This window comes from Paraburkholderia dilworthii, assembly GCF_000472525.1.
Taxonomy (GTDB): domain Bacteria; phylum Pseudomonadota; class Gammaproteobacteria; order Burkholderiales; family Burkholderiaceae; genus Paraburkholderia; species Paraburkholderia dilworthii.
Genome location: NZ_AWZT01000006.1, coordinates 182214 through 204913, shown reverse-complemented (window position 1 = coordinate 204913; position 22700 = coordinate 182214). Strand labels below are relative to the sequence as shown.

Sequence of the window (22700 nt, the reverse complement as noted above, 5' to 3'; positions counted from 1 at the left end):
TTACCATCCATATTTCGCGCTAAGGTTCGACGACATGTTCTGTCGGTACATTCGTACGCGCTGCGTCGCCGAATTCGGGCTTCCCCGGAAAAACGGGCCACCGGCGATGCGCCGCGTCAGCAGACAAACTCTATCCGCGTAAAGCGGAGCCTGTACGAGGAAACGGCATGAAGACCCTCAACAGAGGCGCGGCGGTCGTGGCGTTGGTATCGTTCGGTTGCCCGCTCGCGCAGGCGCAATCCAGCGTGACGCTTTACGGCGTGGTCGACGAAAGCGTGCGCTACCTGACGCATGCGAACAGAGCAGGCGACTCTTCGCTCGGACTCGGCACCGGCGGAATGACGCAAAGCCGCTGGGGGCTCAAGGGCGTCGAGGATCTGGGTGGCGGCTGGTCCACCTTTTTCAAGCTCGAAAATCGCCTCTACATCAACAGCGGACAGAGCGATCCGACCTTGCCGTTCTTCAACGAAGCGCAGGTCGGTGTGCGCTCGAATTCCTACGGCCAGGTGATCCTGGGCCGTCAGTACAACGTGATGATCGAAGGTATTACTGTAGGCGGTTACGGCAGCAATCCCTGGGTTCCATACGATTTCAGCTTCCAGCCGGAAGTGACGATGACGGGCGGCATCTGGACCAGTAACCAGGTGCAGTATCAGGCGAAGTACAAGGGCTTGAGCTTCGCGGCCGGTTACGCGTTCGGCGGCAACGCCGGGAATTCGTACGGCAGCCAGATCGGCGCCGCGGCCGCTTATGCGCCTGCGGGAGGACCATTCACTGTCGGCGGCGCGTACGAAGAGTCGAAAGATTCGGTCAACGGCGCGTCGGCCAAAGCGTGGACATTCGGCGGCTCGTACACGTGGGACAAAACGCGCTTTTCGCTGGGTTACATCGTCAATCGAGCCGACGCCGGTTTCTCCACTTTCGCCAACGGGCCGTTTACGGCGGCCGCGCTGACCGCACTGAAATACACCGACTTCTCGCGGCGACGCATGTTCATGGGCGGCATCACGCAGCAGATCGGCAACGCGTGGCACCTGGCGGCGAACGTCTGGCGGACGTTGCAGGACGGCAAGACCGCGGCGAAGGACGGTTCCGCATGGCAATACCAGCTGGTCGCGGACTACAACCTGTCAAAGCGCACGGACGTCTATGTGGAAGGCGATTATTCGCTATATCGCGGCGACCTGATCGGCGCGCAACTGCAAGGTGTGAATGGCGTCGGGCTCGCGCAGAAAGGCTCGCAAATCGGCTTGATGGCGGGACTGCGGCATCAGTTCTGACAGATCGGTTACGAGGCAGCGCGGCGCGCGCTTTGCGTTGAAGGAGGCGGCATGCGTGCCTGCAACGACGATCGATTCCGGGTACATTTACGCTCTCGACATCAAGCAACAGGGAGTACACGATGCGCCTGCTTCACACCATGCTCCGGGTCGGCGACCTGGACCGTTCGATTGCGTTCTACACCGAACTGCTCGGCATGAAGTTACTGCGCCGCGAAGATTATCCGGACGGAAAGTTCACGCTGGCGTTCGTCGGCTATACGGACGAGCGCGACGGCACTGTCATCGAACTGACGCACAACTGGGACACGCCGGCCTATGACCTCGGCAACGGCTTCGGGCACCTCGCCGTCGAGGTGGAAGACGCGTACGCCGCATGCGACAAGATCAAGGCGCAAGGCGGCACCGTTGTGCGCGAAGCCGGGCCGATGAAACACGGCACCACGGTGATCGCATTCGTCACCGATCCGGACGGCTACAAGATCGAGTTCATCCAGAAGAAAAAATAACGCCGGCGAGCCGAGGCCGCATTACATGACCTGGTCATGCCGTCCGGCGCGGTGCTCGACTGCGGTAATGGATGTCGACGCACAGGCAGATGACGTGGCGTCATCTGCGCGGAACGTTTTGCGCGGGATAAGCCGTGCGGCGTAAATGACAATGGACGCCGAGCCCGCCTTTCACGTCGATGCAAGGAACGAAGAACAGCGCGGGCTCTAAAGCGTCGGCAGCAATTCCGGCGGATGTGACTTGAGCGTTTGCCGCGCCTCGCGGAATTCCGGAAAAATCGATTCGACCGTTTGCCAGAAGCGCGGGCTGTGATTCATTTCCCGCAGATGCGCGAGTTCATGTGCGACGACGTAATCGATAATGGAAAGCGGAAAGTGAATCAGCCGCCAGTTCAGGCGAATCTTGCCGTCGCTCGAACAACTGCCCCAGCGCGTGGCCGCGGAAGACAGCGCATACGCGCGATAGCTGACGCCCAGTTTTTCCGCGTATATATCGAGGCGCTCGCCGAACACACGCTTTGCTTCGCTCTGCAACCAGCCTTGCACCCGGTCCTTGATCTGCTGCGGATCGGCTTGCAGAGGCAGCGGCACTTGCAGTGCCGAGTCCTCCGCGCTGAACGCGAGCATGCCTTGCGGCGCTCCCAGCTTCACGCGCACCGGCTGGCCGAGATAGGGCACTTCGGCGCCGTCTTTCCAGTCGACTTTCGGCAACGCGCGCTGTTCGACGCGCGTTTGCCATTCGATCAGCTTCGTGAAAATCCAGCGCTGTTTTTCGGTGATCGCGGTTTCGATATCGGCGAGCGTGACCCAGCGCGGTGCGGTGATCGTGAGACCGGTGCTGTCGATTGCAAAGCCGATCGAGCGGCGCGCCGAGCGCTTGAGCGCGTAATGCAGCGTGCGTGAGCCGATGGCAAGACTGCGCAGCTTGCTGCCGTCCGGTGCAAGCGGCGCGGCAGGCTGCTGACCGTGAGGCGTTGCCGAAGGCGCGGACGGTGAAGGGGACGACGACGTCGACCCCGGCTCTGCGAAGAGCGGGAGATCGAGTTGCCGGTTATCGAGCGCCGCAGCGGGCTGCGACGTAGGAGACTTCTGCATCGGATTCGGCTTCGCGCAAGTACGCCTTCGAGGGCGTGGGCGCGTCAGATAGGTGCGGCGGCGGAACTGCTTTCCGCCGCGCGGTATGCAGTAGGATCGATGCGACGCATTTCAGCTTCGATCCACTGTTCGACGCGCGTGTTCACTTCATCGGGCGTGAGCCCCGTCGTCTCAATCGGCTTGCCGATCGACACTGTGACTATACCCGCATATTTGAGAAACGAGTTGCGAGGCCACACGCGTCCCGCGTTGTGCGCGATCGGCACAACCGGCGCGCCGGTCGCAATCGCAAAGCGCGCACCGCCGGTTTTGTACTTGCCTTGCTTGCCGGTCGGCGTGCGTGTGCCTTCGGGAAACATGATCACCCAGGCGCCTTCCGCCATGCGCGCCTTGCCTTGCCTGATCACCGATTCGAACGCGTACTTGCCTTCTTTGCGGTCGATGTGAACCATCTTCAGGAGGCCGAGCGCCCAGCCGAAAAACGGCACATAGAGCAACTCGCGCTTGAACACATAGCAGAGCGGCCGCGGCATCAAGGCGGGAAACGCCAGCGTCTCCCATGCTGACTGATGTTTTGACAACAGCACGGCCGGACCGTTGGGCAGGTTCTCTGTGCCTTCGATCCTGTAGCGGATGCCGTTGAGCCAGCGCGCCGCGTTAAGCGTTGCGCGGCACCAGCCGGCCGCCATCCAGTAGCGGTTATCGGCGCGCATGAACGGAAACGCGATGAAGCACGCGGTCGCGTATGGCACCGTGAACACAATGAAGTAAATCAGCAGCAGCAGTGAACGAATGAAGCGCATCGGCGTGGTCTGTTAGGGTTGGGGACGCGCGTGCTGCGCGTCACTCTTGAGCGTCGGCGAGAAAGTCGAGCGCGAACGCTCGCAGGTCGTCGTGGACGACCGTGCCTTCAGGCAGGCCGCCGGCCGCGAGCGTTTTGCGGCCCTTGCCGGTCAGCACCAGATGAACCGGATGACCGAGTGACGCGCCCGCTTGCAGGTCGCGCATCGCGTCGCCGACCACCGGCGTGTTCTCGGGATCGACCTCGAAGCGCTCGTTGATCATCTTCAGCATGCCGGGCTTGGGCTTGCGGCATTCGCAATGATCCTCCGCCGTATGCGGGCAGAAAAACACCGCGTCGATGCGACCGCCAACCGAGGCCGCCATGCGATGCATCTTGAGGTGCATCGCGTTGAGCGCGTTCATGTCGAACAGGCCCCGGCCGATGCCCGACTGGTTCGTCGCCACTGCGACGCGATAGCCCGCCTGACTCAGACGCGCAATCGCTTCCAGCGAACCCGGCAACGCGACCCACTCGTCGGGCGACTTGATGAACGCGTCGGAATCCGCGTTAATCACGCCGTCGCGGTCGAGAATCACCACTTTTTTGGTCGGCATGGCGGGCGGCTCAGGCGGCGAGTCGGGAGATGTCGGCCACGCAATTCATCTGCTGATGCAGCGCGCCGAGCAAGGCCAGACGGTTCGCGCGCAGCGCCGGATCGTCGGCGTTGACCATCACATCGTTGAAGAAGGTGTCGACCGGTTCACGCAACGCGGCGAGCGCGGTCAGCGCGCCGGTGTAATCGCGAGCGGCGAGTTGCGACTGCACGCGCGGCGCTACTTGTTCGAGTTGCGCATGCAAGGCCTTTTCCGCCGCCTCGACGAGCAACGTGGCCTGCACACCGCCGCTAGCCGTGGCGCCTTCCGACTTCTTCAGGATGTTCGAGATACGCTTGTTGGCTGCCGCGAGCGATGCCGCTTCGGGCAACGCCGCAAACTCGCGCACTGCATCCAGACGCGCGACGATGTCGTCGAGACGCGTCGGGTTGAGCGCCAGCACCGCGTCGATTTCGCCCGGCGCGTGGCCGCGTTCGCGCAGCAAACCGCGCAGACGGTCCATGCTGAATTCGTAGATGGCTTGCGTCGAATCCGCGACGTTCGGCACCGCGGCAAATTGCGCGTAAGCGGTACGCAGCAGTTCGACGAAGTCTACGGCCAGTTGCTTCTCGACCAGAATTCGCAGCACGCCGAGCGCGTGACGGCGCAGCGCGAACGGATCTTTCTCGCCGGTGGGTTGCAGGCCGATGCCCCAGATGCCGACCAGCGTTTCGAGCTTGTCAGCCAGCGCGACGACCGTGCCGGTTACCGTGCCCGGCAGTGCGTCGCCGGAGAAACGCGGCTGATAATGTTCCGAGCACGCAAGCGCGACTTCTTCCGACTCGCCGTCGTGGCGCGCGTAATACGTGCCCATCGTACCTTGCAACTCGGGGAATTCGCCGACCATGTCGGTGATCAAGTCGGCTTTGGCGAGATGCGCGGCGCGCTTCGCAAGTGCCACGTCCGCGCCGATCAAACCAGCGATCGCGCCGGCCAGCGCTTCGACACGCTCCACGCGTTGCAACGCCGAACCGAGCTTGTTGTGATACACGACGTTTGCAAGCGAGGGCACGCGATCGGCGAGCGGCTTCTTCTTATCCTGCTCGAAGAAGAACTTCGCGTCTGCCAGACGCGGACGCACCACACGTTCATTACCTTCGATAATGTCGCCCGGCGTCGACGTTTCGATGTTCGACACGATCAAAAAACGTGAGCGCAGCTTGCCGTTCGCATCCGTCAGCGCGAAATACTTCTGGTTCGTCTGCATGGTGAGGATCAGGCATTCTTGCGGCACTTGCAGGAATTCGTCTTCGAAACGGCATGCGTAGACCACCGGCCATTCGACCAGCGACGTCACTTCGTCCAGCAGCGACTCGGGCATCACCACCTGATCGCCGTCCGCTTGCGCGAGCAGATACGTGCGGATGGTTTCCTTGCGGTCGGCGAAGTTCGGCACCACGCGGCCTTTGTGCATCAGCGTGTCGGCGTACGACTCCGCGTGCTGGATCTGAACGAAGCCTTCGGAGAGGAAGCGATGGCCGAGCGTGGTGTCATCGGCGTCGATGCCGAGCGCGCTGACCGGCACGACGTGCTCGCCATGCAACGCGGTCAGGCGATGCGCGGGACGCACGAACTGCACATCGGAGCCGTCGGGACGCTGATAGGTCATCGGCTTCGGAATCGGCAGCTTGGCGAGCGTTTCGCCGAGCGCAGCTTGCAGGCCTTCCGTGAGCGTGGCGCCCGGCGCAGCGTAGCGCAGGAAGAACGCCTCGGCCTTGCCGTCTTGCGCGCGCTCAAGGTCGTTCACCGAAAAATCAGGGAAGCCAAGCGCGGCAAGTTTCTTCGCGAGCGGCGCGGTGGGCTGACCGTCTTTGTCGAGCGCGACGGAGACTGGCAGCACCTTTTCGCGCACATGCTTTTCCGGCGCAACCGCGCGCACGTTCCTGATCGTGACCGCGAGACGGCGCGGCGTCGCGTAACGTTCGAACGACAGTTCGCCTTCGATCAGATCGTGCGCCGCGAGGCGCTCTGCAATGCCTTCGGCGAAGGCGTCGCCGAGACGGGAGAGCGCTTTCGGCGGCAGTTCCTCGGTCAGCAGTTCGACCAGCAGGGTGGCTTGATGGGGTTGAGTCATTTCTTGATGGTCTCGTCAGTCCTGGTCGATCTTGCGTTCGACTTTCAGCGGCGGCGCCCACGCGGGCATGGCGGCGTCCTGCTCGTCAGTGGTGAGGCCGGGCACGCCGTGGACCGGATTGCCGAGCATCGGGAAGCCGAGCTTTTCGCGTGAATCGTAGTAAGCCTGCGCGACCAGACGCGACAGCGCGCGAATCCGGCCAATGTACGCCGCGCGCTCCGTGACCGAGATCGCGCCACGCGCGTCGAGCAGGTTGAACGTGTGGCCGGCCTTCAGTACGAGTTCGTAGGCGGGCAGCGCGATCTGCGCTTCGATCATGCGCTTTGCTTCCGCCTCGTAGCTGTTGAAGAACTTGAACAGCAGATCGACGTTCGCGTGCTCGAAGTTGTAGGTGGACTGTTCGACTTCGTTCTGGTGATACACGTCGCCGTAAGTGAGGCGACGCATTTCCGGGCCGTTCGGGCCTTGCTCTTCCCACTCGGTCCACACGAGGTCATAGACGTTTTCTACTTTTTGCAGATACATCGCGAGGCGTTCGAGACCGTACGTGATTTCGCCGAGCACCGGCTTGCAGTCGAGACCGCCGACTTGCTGGAAGTACGTGAACTGCGTCACTTCCATGCCGTTCAGCCACACTTCCCAGCCGAGCCCCCACGCGCCGAGCGTGGGATTTTCCCAGTCGTCTTCGACAAAGCGGACGTCGTTCTGCTTCAGGTCGAAGCCGAGTGCTTCGAGCGAACCGAGATACAGATCGAGGATGTTTTCCGGCGCCGGCTTGAGCACCACTTGGTACTGATAGTAATGCTGCAGACGGTTCGGGTTCTCGCCATAGCGGCCGTCTTTCGGACGGCGCGACGGCTGCACATAGGCGGCGCGCCAAGGCTCCGGGCCGACCGCGCGCAGGAACGTGTGGACGTGCGAGGTACCCGCGCCGACCTCCATGTCGATCGGCTGGAGCAACGCGCAACCCTGCTTATCCCAATAGGATTGCAGTGTCAGGATGATTTGCTGAAACGTGAGCATGAAGTGCCTTTCGGGCATGAGGCCGCGCCGCGAGCGCATGAGCGAGCAGGGCGACCGTGGAGCGAAGTGCTAAACCCGAGATTTTAACGGAAAGGCGGGGGGGTGTCCGTTTTTGAGCGGACAGGGCCCGACATGCTATCGCGTCAGTCTGCGGGATACGCGGACACGGCTTCGCCACGTTTTTCCTGCGAACGCGTGATCCGGGCTGCGGCAACTCGGTGCCCTTATGTTTGCAATGAGATCGCTCACAGGTAGGCCGGATTTTTCGCCTTGCATGCTTCAAGCGCTTCCGTACTTGAATCGGCTACGCCAAATCGATATTTGCAGTAGTCAGCAAAATGCGAGCGGTCGGACGAGCATTCCTTTCGCCCCTCACCCCACCGCCAACTCCACCCGCGGCGAAAACGAATCGCTTTGCGCGACCGGCCACCACCTCTCATACAACGAGTAACGATAATTCCCGTTAAGCAGATCATCCGGCTCGAGATACTTCAACAGCTCGGACATCAACTGCACCTCATGCGACGACACGCGCCGCACAATGTGATGCGCCCGCAACTCGGCCGGATGCTTCAGCCCGGCGGCCTGAATGATTTCCTTCAGCGCATGCAGCGTATTGTGATGGAAGTTGAACACACGGTCGGCCTTGTCCGGCACGACGAGCGCACGCTGGCGCACCGGGTCCTGTGTCGCGACGCCGGTCGGGCAGCGTCCTGTGTGGCAGGTTTGCGCCTGAATGCAGCCCACTGCAAACATGAAGCCGCGCGCCGCGTTGACCCAGTCAGCGCCGATCGCAAGCGTTTTCGTGATGTCGAACGCGGTGATCATCTTGCCGCTCGCGCCAATGCGAATCCGATGCCGCAAGCCGATGCCCACGAGCGTGTTGTGCACCAGCAGCAAGCCTTCCTGCAAGGGCACGCCGACGTGGTCGGTGAATTCGAGCGGCGCCGCCCCTGTGCCGCCTTCGGCGCCATCCACGACGATGAAGTCCGGCAGAATGCCCGTCTCCAGCATCGCCTTCGCAATGCCGAAGAATTCCCACGGATGCCCGATGCACAGCTTGAACCCCGTCGGCTTGCCGCCCGACAGCGTGCGCAATCTGTCGACGAATTCGAGCAGACCGCGCGGCGTCGAAAACTCCGAGTGGGTGGCCGGCGAAATGCAGTCGCGACCCATCGGCACGCCGCGCGTTTCGGCGATTTCAGGCGTGATCTTCGCGGCCGGCAGTACGCCCCCATGACCAGGCTTTGCGCCTTGCGACAGCTTCACCTCGATCATTTTCACTTGCGGCTCGGCGGCCTGCTTCGCGAATTTTTCGGCGCTGAACGTGCCGTCGTCGTTACGGCAGCCGAAATAACCCGACGCGATTTCCCAGATGATGTCGCCGCCGTGCTCGCGGTGATACTTCGACATCGAGCCTTCGCCCGTGTCGTGCGCGAAGTTGCCTTTCTTCGCGCCGAGGTTCAGCGCCATGATCGCGTTCGCGGACAGCGAGCCGAAGCTCATCGCCGAGACGTTGAAGATCGACATCGAATAAGGCTGCGCGCGATCCGCGCCGACTACGATGCGGAAGTCGTGATTGTCGAGCGTGGTCGGCGCAAGCGAGTGGCTGATCCATTCGTGCGCGACGGCCTTGACGTCGACTTCAGTGCCGTACGGGCGGCTGTCGACGTCGTTCTTCGCGCGCTGATAGACGATGCTGCGCTGAGCGCGCGAAAACGGCTTTTCGTCAGTATCACCTTCGACGAAATATTGGCGAATTTCCGGGCGAATGAATTCGAACAGAAAGCGGAAATGACCCCACAGCGGATAGTTGCGCAGAATGGCGTGCCGCTGCTGACCCAGATCGAAGAGGCCAAGCGCGACGAGCGCGAGCGGCACGACGATCCACAGCCACGAGAGGCGATGCGTCGCGGCGAGCGCCGCGCAAATGGCGACGAGCGCGACCGCGCTCCACATGGCCAGATAACGTCGAGAAAACATGAGGACTCCGGTGCAGTGAATCGTCACGAAGGGATAGTCGACGCGGGACGCGGACGGATCCACCGTGAAGGAAAACGAGCGACTGCCCGTCGGAAAGAAGCGAACTGCTGATGGGGCGAACTGCTTAACGCGCGCTCAGCAACGCCGCCTTTTGCGGCTCGCGCGTGGCCGGCTGCCCGGTCGCGGCATGTTCGATGATGCCGCCGCCGAGGCACACGTCGCCATCGTAGAGCACGGCCGATTGCCCTGGTGTGACAGCCCATTGCACATCGTCGAAATTGAGTTCGAAGAGGCTTTCGCCGTAGTTCGCCGTCGTGAACGTGCAGCGTGCATCCGCTTGCCGGTAGCGGGTCTTCGCGCCGCACGCAAAGCCTTCCGCGGGCGGCTCGCCCGCGACCCAACTCGTGTTGCCCGCGCTGAGCGTGTGGCTCAAGAGCCACGGATGATCGTGGCCTTGCGCGACGTACAGCGTATTCGACGGAATGTCCTTGCCCGCCACGAACCACGGCTCGCCGCTGCCGTCCTTGCTGCCGCCGAGTCCGATGCCCTTGCGCTGTCCGAACGTGTAGAACGCAAGTCCGATGTGCTCGCCGACCGTTTTGCCGTCGGTGGTTTTCATCGGGCCGGGCCTGGTCGGCAGATAGCGGTTCAGGAAGTCGCGGAACGGCCGTTCGCCGATAAAGCAGATACCGGTCGAATCCTTTTTCTTCGCATTGGGCAGCGCGATCTGTTCGGCGATTTCGCGCACCTTCGTTTTGGGAATTTCGCCCAACGGAAACAGCGTTTTCGACAACTGGGCCTGGTTCAACCGATGCAGAAAGTACGACTGATCTTTCGTATGGTCGAACGCCTTCAGCAGTTCGAAGCGGCCATTGTTCTCACGCACGCGCGCATAGTGGCCGGTCGCGATGGTTTCGGCGCCGAGCGACATCGCGTGATCGAGGAAGGCCTTGAACTTGATTTCGGCGTTGCACAGCACGTCCGGGTTCGGCGTGCGGCCCGCGGAATATTCGCGCAGGAATTCGGCGAACACGCGGTCCTTGTATTCGGACGCGAAGTTGACGGCTTCCACGTCGATGCCGATCAGGTCCGCGACCGACACCACGTCGATCCAGTCCTGGCGCGTCGAGCAGTATTCGCTGTCGTCGTCGTCTTCCCAGTTCTTCATGAACAGGCCGACCACGTCGTAGCCCTGTTCCTTCAGCAGCCATGCGGTGACCGACGAATCGACGCCGCCCGACATGCCTACTACGACTTTCTGCTTGCTCATAAGATGCTCACTGGGTACTGCGTGACTTCATGGATCGTGGGTCGCTGCTGCCGCGCGCTTATCTTTTCGGCCCGACCGAATGCGTATGCACGAAGTCGAGCGGAAAACGTCGGCCTGCCAGGTAATCGTCGATGCATTGCATGACGAGCGGCGTGCGGTGCCGTTCGGCGCAGGCGCGCAATTCGTCGGCGCTCATCCACAGGGTTCTGACGATGTCGGGATCGAGCGCGCGTGCCGCCTCCCGTTCGCCGCATGTGCCGCAATAGGTGAGGCGCAAATACGTCACGCCGCCGCGCTCCGTCCGCTCGAAATGCGTCATGTACATGCCGACCAGCGCTTCGGGCGTGAACGGGTGTGCGGTTTCCTCGAGCGTTTCGCGGATTACCGCTTCCAGCAGCGTTTCGCCGGCTTCCAGGTGGCCGGCTGGCTGATTCAGGCGCAGACCGGCGGCAGTATGTTCCTCGACCACGAGAAAGCGCCCGTCACGCTCGACGATGGCCGCGACGGTCACATGCGGCAGCCAGGTTTCCGGTTTCATGGGTGCGCATTTTACCGTTTATGGGCAGTCACTGCCGGGAAGCGGGTGGCCGGCTAAGGTGGCCGGCTAGGCGCCCGACTTCAACGCGCGCAATTCCCGAACGCGCGGCCTTGCGCGAGCGCCGGCCTACCGGCAACCCCGGATTGTCCCCGATTTCTGCGGCCCCCCATGTTTCGGGTAAAGTGAGGCGTTAGCCGTTGCACTTGCAAGCCGGCGTGCCTCGTCGGCCGATCTGTCGTCAAACAGTAAGTCGAGGAGGAAGCACGATGCACATCGGAGTGCCAGCCGAGACGCGCGCGCACGAAACCCGCGTCGCCGCGACGCCCGAAACGGTCAAGAAATATGTGGCCCAAGGCCATCGGGTCACCATCCAGAGCGGCGCCGGCGCCGGCGCAAGCTTTCCCGACGACGCTTTTACCGCGGCCGGCGCGGAAATCGTCGATGCGGCCACCGCGTTTGGTGCCGAACTCGTCCTCAAAGTGCAGTCTCCAACCGATGCCGAACTCCCGCTGCTAAAACGCGGCGCGGTGCTGGTTGGGATGCTCGATCCTTTTAATACCGAAAACTCATCAAAGCTGGCAGCCGCGGGCGTCACCGCCTTCGCGCTCGAAGCCGCGCCGAGAACCACGCGCGCGCAGAGCCTCGACGTGCTGTCGTCGCAGGCGAACATCGCCGGGTACAAGGCGGTGCTGCTGGCCGCCACGCTCTATCCGCGCTTCATGCCGATGCTGATGACGGCCGCCGGCACCGTGAAAGCGGCCCGCGTACTGATTCTCGGCGCCGGCGTGGCGGGCTTGCAGGCGATCGCGACCGCGAAGCGCCTCGGTGCCGTGATCGAAGCATCCGACGTGCGTCCGGCGGTAAAAGAGCAGATCGAATCGCTCGGCGCGAAGTTTCTCGACGTGCCCTACGAAACCGACGAAGAGCGCGAAGCCGCGCAAGGCGTCGGCGGCTATGCGCGGCCCATGCCGCCGTCGTGGCTGCAACGGCAGTCGGCGCTCGTCCACGAGCGCGCGAAACAGGCCGATGTGGTGATATCCACTGCACTGATTCCTGGCCGCGCGGCGCCGACACTGATTTCCGTCGAAACGGTCCAGTCGATGAAACCCGGCTCAGTGCTGGTCGATATCGCAGCGGGCCGCGGCGCCGAGTATGAAGGGCAGCGCGGCGGCAACTGTCCGCTCACGGAAGCCGACAAGGTAGTCGTGAAGCACGGCGTCACAATAGTCGGCTACACGAATCTGGCCTCGATGGTGCCCGCCGACGCATCGTCGCTCTACGCGCGCAATCTGCTCGATTTCCTCAAGCTGATCGTGACGAAGGAAGGCGCGCTCAACATCGACCTCGCCGACGACATCGTCGCCGCCACACTGCTGGCCCGCGACAGCGAAGTCGCGCGCAAGGCATAAAACGAATCCACCGAGGAGAAACGGCGATGGAAGTGCTCAACCACACCGTCATCAACCTGATTATTTTTGTGCTGGCGATTTACGTCGGCTACCACGTCGTCTGGAATGTGACGCCTGCGCTGCACACGCCGCTGATGGCCGTGACCAATGCGATCTCGGCGATCGTGATTGTCGGCGCGATGCTGGCAACCGGTCTCACGCTCGGCACGCCGGGTAAGTTCTTCGGCACGCTCGCCGTCGCGCTCGCGGCGGTCAATGTGTTCGGGGGCTTCCTCGTGACAAGGCGAATGCTCGAAATGTTCCGCAAGAAAGAGCCGAAGAAGCTGATCGCCGACAAGAGCAAGGGGAACGCGTAATGAGTCTGAACGTCGTCACGCTGCTTTATCTGGTCGCGTCGGTCTGCTTCATTCAGGCGCTCAAGGGGCTGTCGAATCCGAAGACCGCGCGCATCGGCAATACATTCGGCATGGCCGGGATGGCGATTGCGATTCTCACGACCATCGCATTGATCGCCAAACAGGCAACCGCGCTCGGATCGAATCTCGGGCTGGGGCTGGGTCTGCTGCTGGTCGCGTTGATAGTCGGCGGCGCAATCGGCGCGTTCGTCGCCGCGCGCGTCGAAATGACGAAGATGCCGGAACTGGTCGCGGCCATGCACTCGCTGATCGGCCTCGCTGCGGTCTGCATCGCGTACGCGGTGGTGTCGGAGCCGGCTGCATTCGGTCTCGTCGATCCCGAGTATCCGGTGCCGGGCTTTCTGCCCTACGGCAATCGCGTCGAGCTGTTTATCGGCACGTTCGTCGGCGCGATTACTTTTAGCGGTTCGGTAATCGCCTTCGGCAAGCTCTCGGGCAAATACAAGTTTCGCCTCTTTCAGGGTGCACCGGTTGTGTATGCGGGTCAGCATCTGATCAACCTGATGCTCGCGCTCGCAATGCTCGGCTTCGGCATCATCTTCTTTTTCACGCAGGCGTGGTTGCCGTTCATCATCATGACGGCAATCGCGTTCGTGCTCGGCGTGCTGATCATCATTCCGATTGGCGGCGCGGATATGCCGGTGGTCGTGTCGATGCTCAATTCGTATTCGGGCTGGGCGGCGGCGGGCATCGGCTTTTCGCTGAACAACCCGATGCTGATCATCGCGGGGTCGCTGGTCGGTTCGTCGGGCGCGATTCTGTCGTACATCATGTGCCGCGCGATGAACCGCTCGTTTTTCAACGTGATTCTCGGCGGCTTCGGCAATGAGGCGGGTGCGGCAGCGGCGGGCGGCGCGGCCGAGCAGCGTCCGGTGAAATCGGGTTCGGCCGACGATGCGTCGTTCATGCTCGGCAACGCCGAGACGGTCGTGATCGTGCCGGGCTACGGACTTGCCGTGGCGCGTGCGCAGCACGCGCTGAAGGAGTTGACCGACAAGCTCGTCGAGAAGGGCATCGAGGTGAAGTACGCGATTCATCCGGTGGCTGGACGCATGCCTGGTCACATGAACGTGCTGCTCGCCGAAGCCGAAGTGCCGTACGACATGGTGTTCGAAATGGACGACATCAACGGCGAGTTCGGTCAGGTCGACGTGGTGCTGGTGCTTGGCGCAAACGACGTGGTGAATCCGGCTGCGAAGAACGATCCCAAGTCGCCGATTGCCGGGATGCCGATCATCGAGGCTTATAAGGCGCGCACTGTCATTGTGAACAAGCGCTCGATGGCCGCAGGTTATGCCGGTCTCGACAACGATCTGTTCTACATGGACAAGACGATGATGGTGTTCGGCGATGCCAAGAAGGTGATCGAGGATATGGTGAAGGCGGTCGATTAGCCGCGCGCGGGCGCCTCGCGGCTTGCGTTGCCGGCGGCCGCGGGGCTGTCAGCCGGCAGCTTGAACGGCCGTGACGCATCCGCGGCGCTTTACTCGCGTGCGTGCTGCCGCGGCTTCGCGTTCACATGCCGCAACAGGTCCGCGAGCCGCCTGCCTTGCTGATCCGGATACGGTTCGCGCACATCCAGTTTCTGAATCCGCTCCAGCCCAAAATTGCGGAAGTCGCCGCGCAATTCACACCACGCGCCAAGCGTCCAGCGCGCGCCCCAATAAGCGAGTGCGAGCGGCCAGACGCGCCGCTCGGTTGCCGCGCCATTTGCATCGGTGTACGAAAAGCTCACCACATGCCGTGTGTCGATCGCGCGATGCAGCGTGTCCAGCTGTGCAGAGAAATCACTCCTGATGTGAAACGACGGCGCGAAGACCGCGAGTCTTTCGAGCGACGCACGCTTGTCTGCGGGCATCGCCGAGGCGATCTTGGCGAGCGCGCCTCGCGCTCCGCTTGCAAAGCCGGCGCCGCCCCAGGATTCGAGCATGCGCGCGCCGGCGGCGAGCGCCGCGAGTTCGTCGGCGGTGAAGGTGAGCGGCGGCAGGCTCGCGGCGCGGCTCAGCCGGTAGCCGATGCCGGCTTCTCCTTCGATCGGCACGCCCGACAATTGCAGATCGCGCACGTCGCGATAGACGGTTCGCAGCGAAATGTTGAGCCAGTCGGCGAGTTGTTGAGCGGTGGTCAGGCGCCGGCCGCGCAGCAGTTCGGCGATCTGGAACAGGCGGTCGGCGCGGCGCGTCATCGTGGGCGTCTTGTAGAAAAGGACAGGGACAGTCCCGCGATGATAGCGCCGCATGCCGCGCTCCGGTCAGCGTTCAGGCGGCGGGCGCATGGCGCTTCGTGCTGCGCCGCGCGTTCTATGCTCGCCGCCTGGCACTTTAGCCGTTGGTCCGCGAATGCAGGCCGAGGCGGTTGCCTTCGGTATCGGTGAAGAACGCGATGTAGCCGATATCCTGCGGCAATTTGATGACCGGCCCGTCAGTCTTGCCGCCGGCTTCTTCGATGCGTGCAAGGGCGGCGTCTACGGTCGGCTGCGCGTTCAGGTAGACAAGCACGCCGTCGCCGTTCGGGGTCGCCGAAGGGCTGTGGACGATCGCGCCGCCGGTGGCCGGTTCTTCGTAGCCGAACAGGGCGATCGGCTGCCCGCCGATTTCCTGGCGATTCAGTTTGACGTCGAGCGCGGCTTCATAGAAGCGGACGGCGCGATCGAAATCGACGGACGGGATCTCAAACCATGCAACAACTTTCGACGATGCGGACATGACACTCTCCTGTCGACCTGAGCTAGTGCTTCAGCACGTACTCCGGTCCCATGCAAGATGGTTTCGGTGGATGGACGGCGGATAAGCCGTGTAAAGCGCCGGATGGCGTGAGGGGGAGTGTGCGAGGGTGCTGCTGACAGCGTGGTGTCAGTAGGGTGGGAAACCAGGGTTTGGTCATGCGGTTTTCGGGACGCGAAAGAACCGGCGGAATCGGTGTCCGCGGTTTTTGCGGCTGCTTTGCTCGTGCGTGGGTTCTTGAGGTATGAAGACCGCGCCTCAACGTTTTGAGCGCCGCAGCGCGACGGGCGGTGGGTCAGGCTGCAAGCGTATTGGTCTTGGCCGGGGCCGCGCCCGTTTGCGCTTTGGCTGACGCCGCGGCGCTTCAGGGTCCGCGCCGCGTCAGAGTCCGCCCGGCGTCAGGCCCTGAACGTTCCCGTCGCGACTTTCGCGCCGTCACGCCCTCGCACTTTCATGCCTTCGCTCTCTCCACCCTCACGCCCTCACGCCCGAAACGTCGTGCGGCGATCCGCTCGCGTCAATCGGCGGGCGTGTCGCTCTGCGGCCGCTGGCGCACGCTGCCCGCGATCAGATCGAAGCGGAACAGCCGGCATTCGAGCGCGCCGTTAAAAAGCGGCGTCTTGGTCGATTCGCGCAGACGCAACTGGCCGGGCAGCTTGCGATCCGACGTCAGGATGAACGCGTGCCAGCCAGTGAAGCGCTGCTTGAGCGCGTCGCCGAGCGACTGGAAAAATTCGCTGTCGGGCGTTTCTTCCTGAGCGCGGCGAAAGCCGTCGTCTTCGCGGTTGTCGCGGTTGCGTCCTTCGCGGATTTCGCCGCGCGCGTTGCGCCCGCGCACTTCGATCCGCTCACCGTACGGCGGATTCGCGACGAGGATGCCCGGCTCCGAACTCGGCGGCGTCATACCGCGAGCATCGACCTGTTTGAGCGGAATCGACGGCAAGCCTGCGCGCTGGAAATTCGCGCGCGCCTTGTCGAGCATGTCGCCGGAAATGTCGCTACCGAAAATTTGCAGATCGGCGCGCGAAGTGCGGGCGGCATGTTTGGCGTCGAGCGCGGCGGCCTTAAGTGTTTGCCAGGTTTTGCTGTCGTACTGCTTGAGCTTTTCGAAGCCGAAGCCGCGTTCCGCACCAGGTGCGATGTTCAGCGCGACTTGCGCGGCTTCGGCGAGGAACGTGCCGCTGCCGCACATCGGGTCGTACAGCGGCGTGCCTGCGCTCCAGCCCGTCAGACGCAGGATGCCCGCCGCGAGATTTTCGCGCAGCGGCGCCGCGCCCTTGTCGAGCCGCCAGCCGCGCTTGAAGAGTGGGTCGCCGGAGGTGTCGAGATAAAGCGTGCAATCGGTCGCGGTGAGAAACGCGAATACGCGGACGTCGGGCGTCGCGGTGTCGATGTTCGGGCGCGCGCCGCTGACTTCCCGCAGACGGTCGCAGATGGCGTCCTTCACGCGCAGCGTCGTGAATTCGAGGCTGCGCAGCGGCGACTTGATCGCGGTGACGTCGACGCGCAGCGTTTCGTTCGCGGAAAACCACTGCTCCCAACGCTGCTCGACCGCGAGCGCGTAGACGTCCTGTTCGCTGCGATACGGACGATGCGCGATTTTCAGGAGCACGCGGCTTGCGATCCGCGAATGCAGATTGGCTGCCATGCCGGCTGCCCAACCGCCGCGGAAATGCACACCGCCGGGGACTTGCGAGCCGGCCGTGAATGGGGCGCCGTGCAGATGTTTCGCGGCGATTTCGGCGAGTTCGGACGCGAGCGAGGCTTCAAGGCCGCGTGGGCAGGGGAGGAAGAAATCGAAGGACATGGGGTGGGGCGGGGCCGGTAGGCGTTGGATAAGGGCGTATTGTACGCGGTTGGGCGATGGGGCTTTTGCGTGCCAGGGTTCGGGTTTTTAAACCCCTTGGCCTTTCCTTGAATTGGCAGTGGTCTATTGGTGTTGCCCCTGTGCGGGGCGGCACTTACTTTCTTTGCCGCCGCAAAGAAAGATAAGAAAAAAAGCGGCTTCACACCGCCAGCTCATAGGTGGATCCCCCGGCTTGGAAGGGGCAGTGGTGCATCTGAATCCGTGCTCCTGCACATTCGGCGCCAGTGACAAGGCAGTCATACGTCCCGCCTTACACTGCGTGCTCGCCGGAAGGGTCTGCTTTCAACCAGCGGCTTGCGTCGGCGCAGCGGGCCGTCGGCTTCGCCTCGGCGACGTTGATCGGATTTGTTTGGTGATCACGCTCGAACTCGAGACGCAGTGCGCCCCGAGTTCGAGCGTGCCGCGCCGAGACGGCGAGGGGTCGGGAACGGCGGTACGTCGATAGCGCCGCACACCGACGAAGCACGTCAGCACCACCGGGAGGGGCGAATTGCGGATTACCCGCGCAAAAGGAGGAGAGCGAATTCGCGATGTGCCGCGCCCTCGCCGAGCGCAAGCAGCTCCGTACAAAAGACAAACGGCGAATCAGGAGCGCTGAACGGCGACAGCAAAGAACCCGCGGTTTTCAGAACGACCGCCGCGGCGCGCGAAGCGACGCCGGAAGAATGACTGCCTTGTCGCCGGAAGAATGACTGCCTTGTCACTAACGCGGAGTGTGCGGGAACACGGATTCCAGATGCACCACTGCCCCTTCCAGGCCGGGGAATCCACCTATGAGCTGGCGGTGTGAAGCCGCTTTGTTTGCTTATCTTTCTTTGCGGCGGAAAAGAAAGTAAGTGCCGCCCCGCACAGGGGCAACACCAATAGACCACGGCGAAATCAAGCAAAGGCCAACGGGGCTAAACGAAATCGCCGCACCTAACCCGCAGCAACAGACGCGCCGTTAGAAGGACACGCCGGCACACTCAACCGACCAACCTCCTTCCCCTGCGAAGCAGAAGCACCACCAGCACCAGCACCAGCACCAGCACCAGCAGAAGAAGCAGCCATCGCCCGCAACGCCCCCGCGACCTGCACGGCAACCCGCTGCAACGCCTTTCGATGCCCATCGACTAGCGAATCGTATCCGCTTCCGACCTGCTCGCTCACCACACTCCTGCAAGTCATCACAGCGGTGCTCCGAACAGCCCGCACACTCCACACCGCATCGATCAACGCATGCGATCCAGGCCACGACTCGAACCGCTGCACATTCACGCTGACCCGATACACAGGCGTTGCATCGGAATAAGCCGTGCCGTACACATCGATCGTGTTCAGTTGCTGGGTGAGACTCGTCGACAACGCCCGGCGCAGTTCGTCGCCAGGCAGCGACGCCCAACGCTCCTGTTCCAGCACTTGAACTTGCGTCGGCCCGGTCTGCACGACCAACTGCGTCTTGGCGACTTGCGGCGGCACGTCGATCGGTGCAACTTCGATGAGCCACGCCGGCGCGGCTGCGGTCCGCACGCTTGGCGCCGCCGATCCGCCGCCGCTCACGTCGCCCAACGTGTAAAACCGGCTACTCGGCGACGCACACGCCGCCAGCCCGAGCACTGCTGCGAGCGCGCCCGTGCGGAAAGCGCTGCTCGCGAGCCCGCTCCGCAGGCCGGGAAGACGGGAGAGTCCGGGAAATCTGGCAAGGCGGGCCAACATCATGGTTTATCTCCTGCTTTACCGCGCAACAACGATTCCGGGTGGCGCTCCAGGTAATCCGACAGCGCATTGAGCGACTGCAACGTGCGCGTCAATTCCTGCAACGCCTGATGCACATCCGACTGCAACGGCGAATCCTGCTGCAACGTGGCCTGGGCCGAGCCGAAGGTCTGCTTCGCCGCGGCCAGCGTGTCGCGCGCTTGCGGCACGACCTCCGTATCGAGACGCTTGAAGAGCTGATCGGCATTCTTCAGCGCGCTGTTCAGGTTGTTGCCGATCTGATCGAACGGCACCTTGTCCAGCTTCTTCGCGATGTCGGCGACCTGGAGCTGCAACTCGTCGAGCGTGTTCGGAATCGTCGGCAATTCGAGCGGATCGCTTGCTACGTCGACGGTTGCCGGCGGCGCCTTCGGGAAGATGTCGAGCGCGACGTATAGCTGGCTCGTGATCAGATTGCCGGTGCGCAACTGGCCGCGCAGACCGTGTTTGACCAGTTGTTGCAACAGACTCTGCCCGGCGAGGCTGCCCGGCGCCGGAGCGGTCTCGCGGAAGCGCTTGCCGAGGCGGTCCGGGTACAGGTTAATGGTCACCGGCATCGTGAAGCTGCGCGTCTTCGGATCGTAGTCGATGCCGATGTTCGTCACCTGACCGAGCACGATGCCGCGGAAGTCGACCGGAGCGCCGATCGATAGCCCGCGCAGCGACTGGTTGAAGTTCATCACGACGCGAAGCGGCTCGCCGTCCGGTTCGCGCATCGCGTCGGCTTCATCCGAGCCCAGGCGGAACGTCATGTTGTTCGGCGCCTGCGCGCCCACGCCCTGGCCCGGCGGTGACTGGAACGACAAACCGCCGACGATCACCGTCGCTAGTGATTGCGTGTTCAGCTTGAAGCCGCTCGAATCGAGCCGCAAATCGACGCCGCTCGCATGCCACCAGCGCGAATTGGTGCCGACGTATTGATCGAACGGGGCGGACACGAACACCTGCATGGTCACGCCGGTGCCGTCCTTGTCGAGCGAGAAGCCGACCACTTGGCCGACCTGCACGCGGCGGTAGAAAATCGGCGAGCCGATGTCGATGGAGCCGAGCGAATCGCCGTGCAGGATGAACTGGTGACCCTTCTGATCGCCGGTAATCGGCGGCGGCGTCTCGAGACCGACGAAGTTCTTTTCGCTGTCCGGCGAATGGCCCGCGTCGGCGCCGATGTACGCGCCGGAGAGCAGCGTCGTGAGTCCGGACACGCCGCTTGCGCCCACGCGCGGGCGCACGACCCAGAAGCGCGAATCCTTGACCGCGAAGTCTTCGCCTTCCTTCGTCAGTTGCACCTGCACGAGCACGTGAGAGAGATCCTTCGATAACGTGATCGACTTCACCGCGCCCACGTCAACATCCTTGTATTTGACCTTTGTTTTGCCGGGCTCGAGCCCTTCCGCGCTGATGAAACTGATCGTGATGGTCGGGCCTTTCTCCGTCACCGACTTGATGACGAGCGCAATGCCGATCAGCGCGGCGATCAACGGAATCACCCAGACTAGCGACGGCAGCCAGCGGCTGCGCGGCTCGATCTCGGGATCTGGGAGTTGAGGCGGCAGCTTCGGTCCGTTCGAATCGTTGCGCGGCGCATCGGAGGCGGGCGTCGGTCCTGGCGGGCTAGTCATGTTCGAGATCCTGAGGTTTTTGAGTACTGCCGTCCACGTCGTCCCAGATGAGCCGTGGATCGAATTGCATGGATGCCATCATCGTGAGGATCACCACCGAACCGAACGCAATCGCGCCCGGTCCCGCCGTGATCACGGCAAGCGACTTGAAGCGCACCAGCGCGACGGTCAACGTGACGACGAACACGTCGAGCATCGACCAGCGGCCGATCCGTTCGACCATCCGGTAGAGCGTGGTGCGTTGCTGCGGACGCCAGCGGGAGTGGCGCTGCGCGGTAATGGTGAGCAGCATCAGCACGCTCAGTTTGAGCATCGGCACCATGATGCTGGCGACGAACACGATCACCGCGAGCGGCCAGTCGCCGGAAGTCCAGAAGTACACGACGCCGCTCATGATGGTGTCGTCTTCCGAACCCAGCAGCGACGCTGTGTGCATGACTGGCAACAAATTCGCCGGAATATACAGCAAGGCCGCGGCGATCAGCAGCGCCCACGTGCGCATCAGACTGTCGGGGTTGCGCGAATGCAGGCGGGAGCCGCATCGTCCGCAATGTTGCGGCGTGACCGAGTTGATGCGCGGTTCGACCCGTCCGCACGCGTGGCACGCGACGAGACCCGTGCGTCTTGCGGTGACGTATTTCATCGCGCGGCTCATCCTCGGTGCGGCGCCGGGGGCACGCCGGGCCTCGCGCCCGGGGCCGCGTCACCGTCCACGTCAGGGTCCGCGTCGGCTTGCGGAACGGGCGGAGCGGGCGGCCCAGCCACCGAGCCGAGGGCGAGCGCCGCGCTATCGGCCGACGTGCGCGGCAGCGGCCGCTGATTGCGCGCGCCGAGTTCGTCGGCGAGATCCCACAGAATGCGCGGATCGAAAGTGACGACCACGGCGAACATCAGTGTCAGTGCACCGAACGCGAAGAGCGCCGCCTCGGGAATCACGCGCGCGAGACTCACCATCTTCACGATCGTGATCAGCACGCCGAGCATGAACACTTCGATCATCCCCCAGGGACGGACGAACTGGATAGCGCGCAAGACGCGGTTGAAGCCCGCGGGCACATAGCCCGAGCGCAGCGGAATCAGCAAGTAAAGTAGCGCGACGAGTTCGGTGAGCGGAAAGAGAATGGTCGAGCAGAACACCATAACGGCCACGATCTGCATGTTCTCGTTCCAGAGCGCGACGAGCGCGCCGAACAGCGTGGTCTGCGAGGTGATGCCGTTTGTTTCGAGTTCGACGATCGGAAAGCCCTGTGCGATCAGGAACGTGATCAGCGCGGCGAGCGTCATTGCGCCGATGCCGCCGAGCTTGCGCGACACGCCGCTGTAGAGCGTCGCGCGGCAGCGCGGACAGCGCGCGACCTTGCGCCCGGCAAGCCGAGGCTTGCGGAACAGCGTATCGCACTCATGGCACGCGATCAGGTTGTCATGTTCCATACGGCAGCGGGCCAACGATGTATGAGTAAGCGTGCAATGCCGGTCGCAAATGTCGGTGAATATCGCAGGTCTGTGAAAAATTGTGCAGCAATAGTACCAAAAGGCGTTGCAGCGCCGCGCGGGCTCTTGCAGTGCGGCCAGAGCGTGAGCGGTCTGACAGCCTCCGTCCCCAATTGTTCAACGGCGTGGTCAACCGCGCGCTGGCCTGCCTTTCGGTAAATTTAACATCGCCGCAGCCAGCTTTTTACGCTTCGGGTAGCATGGCGGCCTGGCGCGTCTCGAAGGCTGCGGC

General features: G+C 63.0%; 20 protein-coding genes. 5 read left to right on the top strand and 15 right to left on the bottom strand.

Going from position 1 to position 22700, the window contains the following annotated elements:
• The first annotated feature begins 167 nt into the window (after window positions 1-167).
• Together F759_RS0108420 and gloA are read left to right on the top strand one after the other, a co-directional pair.
• On the top strand, window positions 168-1280 hold the full coding sequence (locus tag F759_RS0108420) for a porin (RefSeq protein WP_027799459.1): 1113 nt from the start codon (window positions 168-170) through the stop codon (window positions 1278-1280).
• Window positions 1281-1402: 122 nt separating this feature from the next.
• Window positions 1403-1789, top strand: a complete 387-nt coding sequence (gloA, locus tag F759_RS0108415) for a lactoylglutathione lyase (protein ID WP_020069654.1) — start codon at window positions 1403-1405, stop codon at window positions 1787-1789.
• 207 nt (window positions 1790-1996) lie between these two features.
• Here gloA and F759_RS0108410 read toward each other — a convergent pair whose 3' ends face one another.
• The 8 genes from F759_RS0108410 to F759_RS0108375 all read right to left on the bottom strand — a co-directional run bounded on the left by F759_RS0108410 (window position 1997) and on the right by F759_RS0108375 (window position 11209).
• Window positions 1997-2884 carry a M48 family metallopeptidase gene (locus tag F759_RS0108410; protein ID WP_027799458.1) on the bottom strand — a complete coding sequence of 296 codons (888 nt, stop codon included), beginning with the start codon at window positions 2882-2884 and terminating at the stop codon, window positions 1997-1999.
• A gap of 44 nt (window positions 2885-2928) precedes the next feature.
• Window positions 2929-3687, bottom strand: a complete 759-nt coding sequence (locus F759_RS0108405; RefSeq protein ID WP_027799457.1) for a lysophospholipid acyltransferase family protein — start codon at window positions 3685-3687, stop codon at window positions 2929-2931.
• 40 nt (window positions 3688-3727) lie between these two features.
• Window positions 3728-4282, bottom strand: coding sequence for a D-glycero-beta-D-manno-heptose 1,7-bisphosphate 7-phosphatase (gene gmhB, locus F759_RS0108400; protein WP_027799456.1), 555 nt, complete (start codon window positions 4280-4282; stop codon window positions 3728-3730).
• Window positions 4283-4292: 10 nt separating this feature from the next.
• Window positions 4293-6395, bottom strand: a complete 2103-nt coding sequence (gene glyS, locus F759_RS0108395) for a glycine--tRNA ligase subunit beta (protein WP_027799455.1) — start codon at window positions 6393-6395, stop codon at window positions 4293-4295.
• Between the two features lie 15 nt (window positions 6396-6410).
• Window positions 6411-7418 carry a glycine--tRNA ligase subunit alpha gene (gene glyQ, locus F759_RS37450; protein WP_084534225.1) on the bottom strand — a complete coding sequence of 336 codons (1008 nt, stop codon included), beginning with the start codon at window positions 7416-7418 and terminating at the stop codon, window positions 6411-6413.
• Between the two features lie 372 nt (window positions 7419-7790).
• Complete coding sequence (locus tag F759_RS0108385; RefSeq protein WP_027799454.1) at window positions 7791-9401, bottom strand: FMN-binding glutamate synthase family protein; 1611 nt, start codon at window positions 9399-9401, stop codon at window positions 7791-7793.
• A gap of 124 nt (window positions 9402-9525) precedes the next feature.
• Window positions 9526-10671, bottom strand: a complete 1146-nt coding sequence (mnmA, locus tag F759_RS0108380; protein ID WP_027799453.1) for a tRNA 2-thiouridine(34) synthase MnmA — start codon at window positions 10669-10671, stop codon at window positions 9526-9528.
• Window positions 10672-10729: 58 nt separating this feature from the next.
• Entirely contained in the window at window positions 10730-11209 is a 480-nt protein-coding gene (locus F759_RS0108375; protein WP_027799452.1) for an NUDIX hydrolase, read from the bottom strand.
• Window positions 11210-11475: 266 nt separating this feature from the next.
• Between F759_RS0108375 and F759_RS0108370 the strand changes: the two genes are divergently transcribed.
• From F759_RS0108370 to F759_RS0108360, 3 genes are read left to right on the top strand one after another with little or no spacing between them, the layout of a single operon-like run.
• Complete coding sequence (locus F759_RS0108370; RefSeq protein ID WP_027799451.1) at window positions 11476-12618, top strand: Re/Si-specific NAD(P)(+) transhydrogenase subunit alpha; 1143 nt, start codon at window positions 11476-11478, stop codon at window positions 12616-12618.
• 26 nt (window positions 12619-12644) lie between these two features.
• Window positions 12645-12974: an NAD(P) transhydrogenase subunit alpha gene (locus F759_RS0108365; RefSeq protein ID WP_027799450.1), complete on the top strand. Its 330-nt coding sequence runs from the start codon at window positions 12645-12647 to the stop codon at window positions 12972-12974.
• Window positions 12974-14428, top strand: a complete 1455-nt coding sequence (locus tag F759_RS0108360) for an NAD(P)(+) transhydrogenase (Re/Si-specific) subunit beta (RefSeq protein ID WP_027799449.1) — start codon at window positions 12974-12976, stop codon at window positions 14426-14428. The genes F759_RS0108365 and F759_RS0108360 overlap by 1 nt, the downstream gene beginning before the upstream one ends.
• An 89-nt stretch (window positions 14429-14517) precedes the next feature.
• On the opposite strand, the gene F759_RS0108355 is transcribed toward F759_RS0108360, so the two are convergent.
• The 7 genes from F759_RS0108355 to F759_RS0108320 all read right to left on the bottom strand — a co-directional run bounded on the left by F759_RS0108355 (window position 14518) and on the right by F759_RS0108320 (window position 22408).
• Window positions 14518-15273, bottom strand: coding sequence for a helix-turn-helix transcriptional regulator (locus tag F759_RS0108355; protein WP_027799448.1), 756 nt, complete (start codon window positions 15271-15273; stop codon window positions 14518-14520).
• Window positions 15274-15355: 82 nt separating this feature from the next.
• Window positions 15356-15739, bottom strand: coding sequence for a VOC family protein (locus F759_RS0108350; RefSeq protein ID WP_027799447.1), 384 nt, complete (start codon window positions 15737-15739; stop codon window positions 15356-15358).
• 535 nt (window positions 15740-16274) lie between these two features.
• The gene (locus tag F759_RS0108345) at window positions 16275-17564 is read right to left on the bottom strand and encodes a THUMP domain-containing class I SAM-dependent RNA methyltransferase (RefSeq protein ID WP_027799446.1); all 1290 of its coding nucleotides are present in this window, start codon (window positions 17562-17564) and stop codon (window positions 16275-16277) included.
• Between the two features lie 978 nt (window positions 17565-18542).
• Window positions 18543-19322, bottom strand: coding sequence for a PqiC family protein (locus F759_RS0108335; protein WP_027799444.1), 780 nt, complete (start codon window positions 19320-19322; stop codon window positions 18543-18545).
• Window positions 19319-20977 carry a PqiB family protein gene (locus F759_RS0108330; protein ID WP_027799443.1) on the bottom strand — a complete coding sequence of 553 codons (1659 nt, stop codon included), beginning with the start codon at window positions 20975-20977 and terminating at the stop codon, window positions 19319-19321. The genes F759_RS0108335 and F759_RS0108330 overlap by 4 nt, the downstream gene beginning before the upstream one ends.
• Window positions 20970-21620, bottom strand: coding sequence for a paraquat-inducible protein A (locus F759_RS0108325; protein ID WP_027799442.1), 651 nt, complete (start codon window positions 21618-21620; stop codon window positions 20970-20972). Before F759_RS0108325 ends, F759_RS0108330 begins: the two co-directional genes overlap by 8 nt.
• Window positions 21621-21628: 8 nt before the next feature.
• Window positions 21629-22408, bottom strand: coding sequence for a paraquat-inducible protein A (locus F759_RS0108320; protein ID WP_027799441.1), 780 nt, complete (start codon window positions 22406-22408; stop codon window positions 21629-21631).
• Between the last annotated feature and the right edge of the window lie 292 nt (window positions 22409-22700).

Excerpts from the sequence above, each read along its gene's own strand:
- F759_RS0108420 (WP_027799459.1), top strand. The coding sequence starts at position 168 with ATGAAGACCCTCAACAGAGGCGCGGCGGTCGTGGCGTTGGTATCGTTC.
- gloA (WP_020069654.1), top strand. The coding sequence starts at position 1,403 with ATGCGCCTGCTTCACACCATGCTCCGGGTCGGCGACCTGGACCGTTCG.
- F759_RS0108410 (WP_027799458.1), bottom strand. The coding sequence starts at position 2,884 with ATGCAGAAGTCTCCTACGTCGCAGCCCGCTGCGGCGCTCGATAACCGG.
- F759_RS0108405 (WP_027799457.1), bottom strand. The coding sequence starts at position 3,687 with ATGCGCTTCATTCGTTCACTGCTGCTGCTGATTTACTTCATTGTGTTC.
- gmhB (WP_027799456.1), bottom strand. The coding sequence starts at position 4,282 with ATGCCGACCAAAAAAGTGGTGATTCTCGACCGCGACGGCGTGATTAAC.
- glyS (WP_027799455.1), bottom strand. The coding sequence starts at position 6,395 with ATGACTCAACCCCATCAAGCCACCCTGCTGGTCGAACTGCTGACCGAG.
- glyQ (WP_084534225.1), bottom strand. The coding sequence starts at position 7,418 with ATGCTCACGTTTCAGCAAATCATCCTGACACTGCAATCCTATTGGGAT.
- F759_RS0108385 (WP_027799454.1), bottom strand. The coding sequence starts at position 9,401 with ATGTTTTCTCGACGTTATCTGGCCATGTGGAGCGCGGTCGCGCTCGTC.
- mnmA (WP_027799453.1), bottom strand. The coding sequence starts at position 10,671 with ATGAGCAAGCAGAAAGTCGTAGTAGGCATGTCGGGCGGCGTCGATTCG.
- F759_RS0108375 (WP_027799452.1), bottom strand. The coding sequence starts at position 11,209 with ATGAAACCGGAAACCTGGCTGCCGCATGTGACCGTCGCGGCCATCGTC.
- F759_RS0108370 (WP_027799451.1), top strand. The coding sequence starts at position 11,476 with ATGCACATCGGAGTGCCAGCCGAGACGCGCGCGCACGAAACCCGCGTC.
- F759_RS0108365 (WP_027799450.1), top strand. The coding sequence starts at position 12,645 with ATGGAAGTGCTCAACCACACCGTCATCAACCTGATTATTTTTGTGCTG.
- F759_RS0108360 (WP_027799449.1), top strand. The coding sequence starts at position 12,974 with ATGAGTCTGAACGTCGTCACGCTGCTTTATCTGGTCGCGTCGGTCTGC.
- F759_RS0108355 (WP_027799448.1), bottom strand. The coding sequence starts at position 15,273 with ATGCGGCGCTATCATCGCGGGACTGTCCCTGTCCTTTTCTACAAGACG.
- F759_RS0108350 (WP_027799447.1), bottom strand. The coding sequence starts at position 15,739 with ATGTCCGCATCGTCGAAAGTTGTTGCATGGTTTGAGATCCCGTCCGTC.
- F759_RS0108345 (WP_027799446.1), bottom strand. The coding sequence starts at position 17,564 with ATGTCCTTCGATTTCTTCCTCCCCTGCCCACGCGGCCTTGAAGCCTCG.
- F759_RS0108335 (WP_027799444.1), bottom strand. The coding sequence starts at position 19,322 with ATGATGTTGGCCCGCCTTGCCAGATTTCCCGGACTCTCCCGTCTTCCC.
- F759_RS0108330 (WP_027799443.1), bottom strand. The coding sequence starts at position 20,977 with ATGACTAGCCCGCCAGGACCGACGCCCGCCTCCGATGCGCCGCGCAAC.
- F759_RS0108325 (WP_027799442.1), bottom strand. The coding sequence starts at position 21,620 with ATGAAATACGTCACCGCAAGACGCACGGGTCTCGTCGCGTGCCACGCG.
- F759_RS0108320 (WP_027799441.1), bottom strand. The coding sequence starts at position 22,408 with ATGGAACATGACAACCTGATCGCGTGCCATGAGTGCGATACGCTGTTC.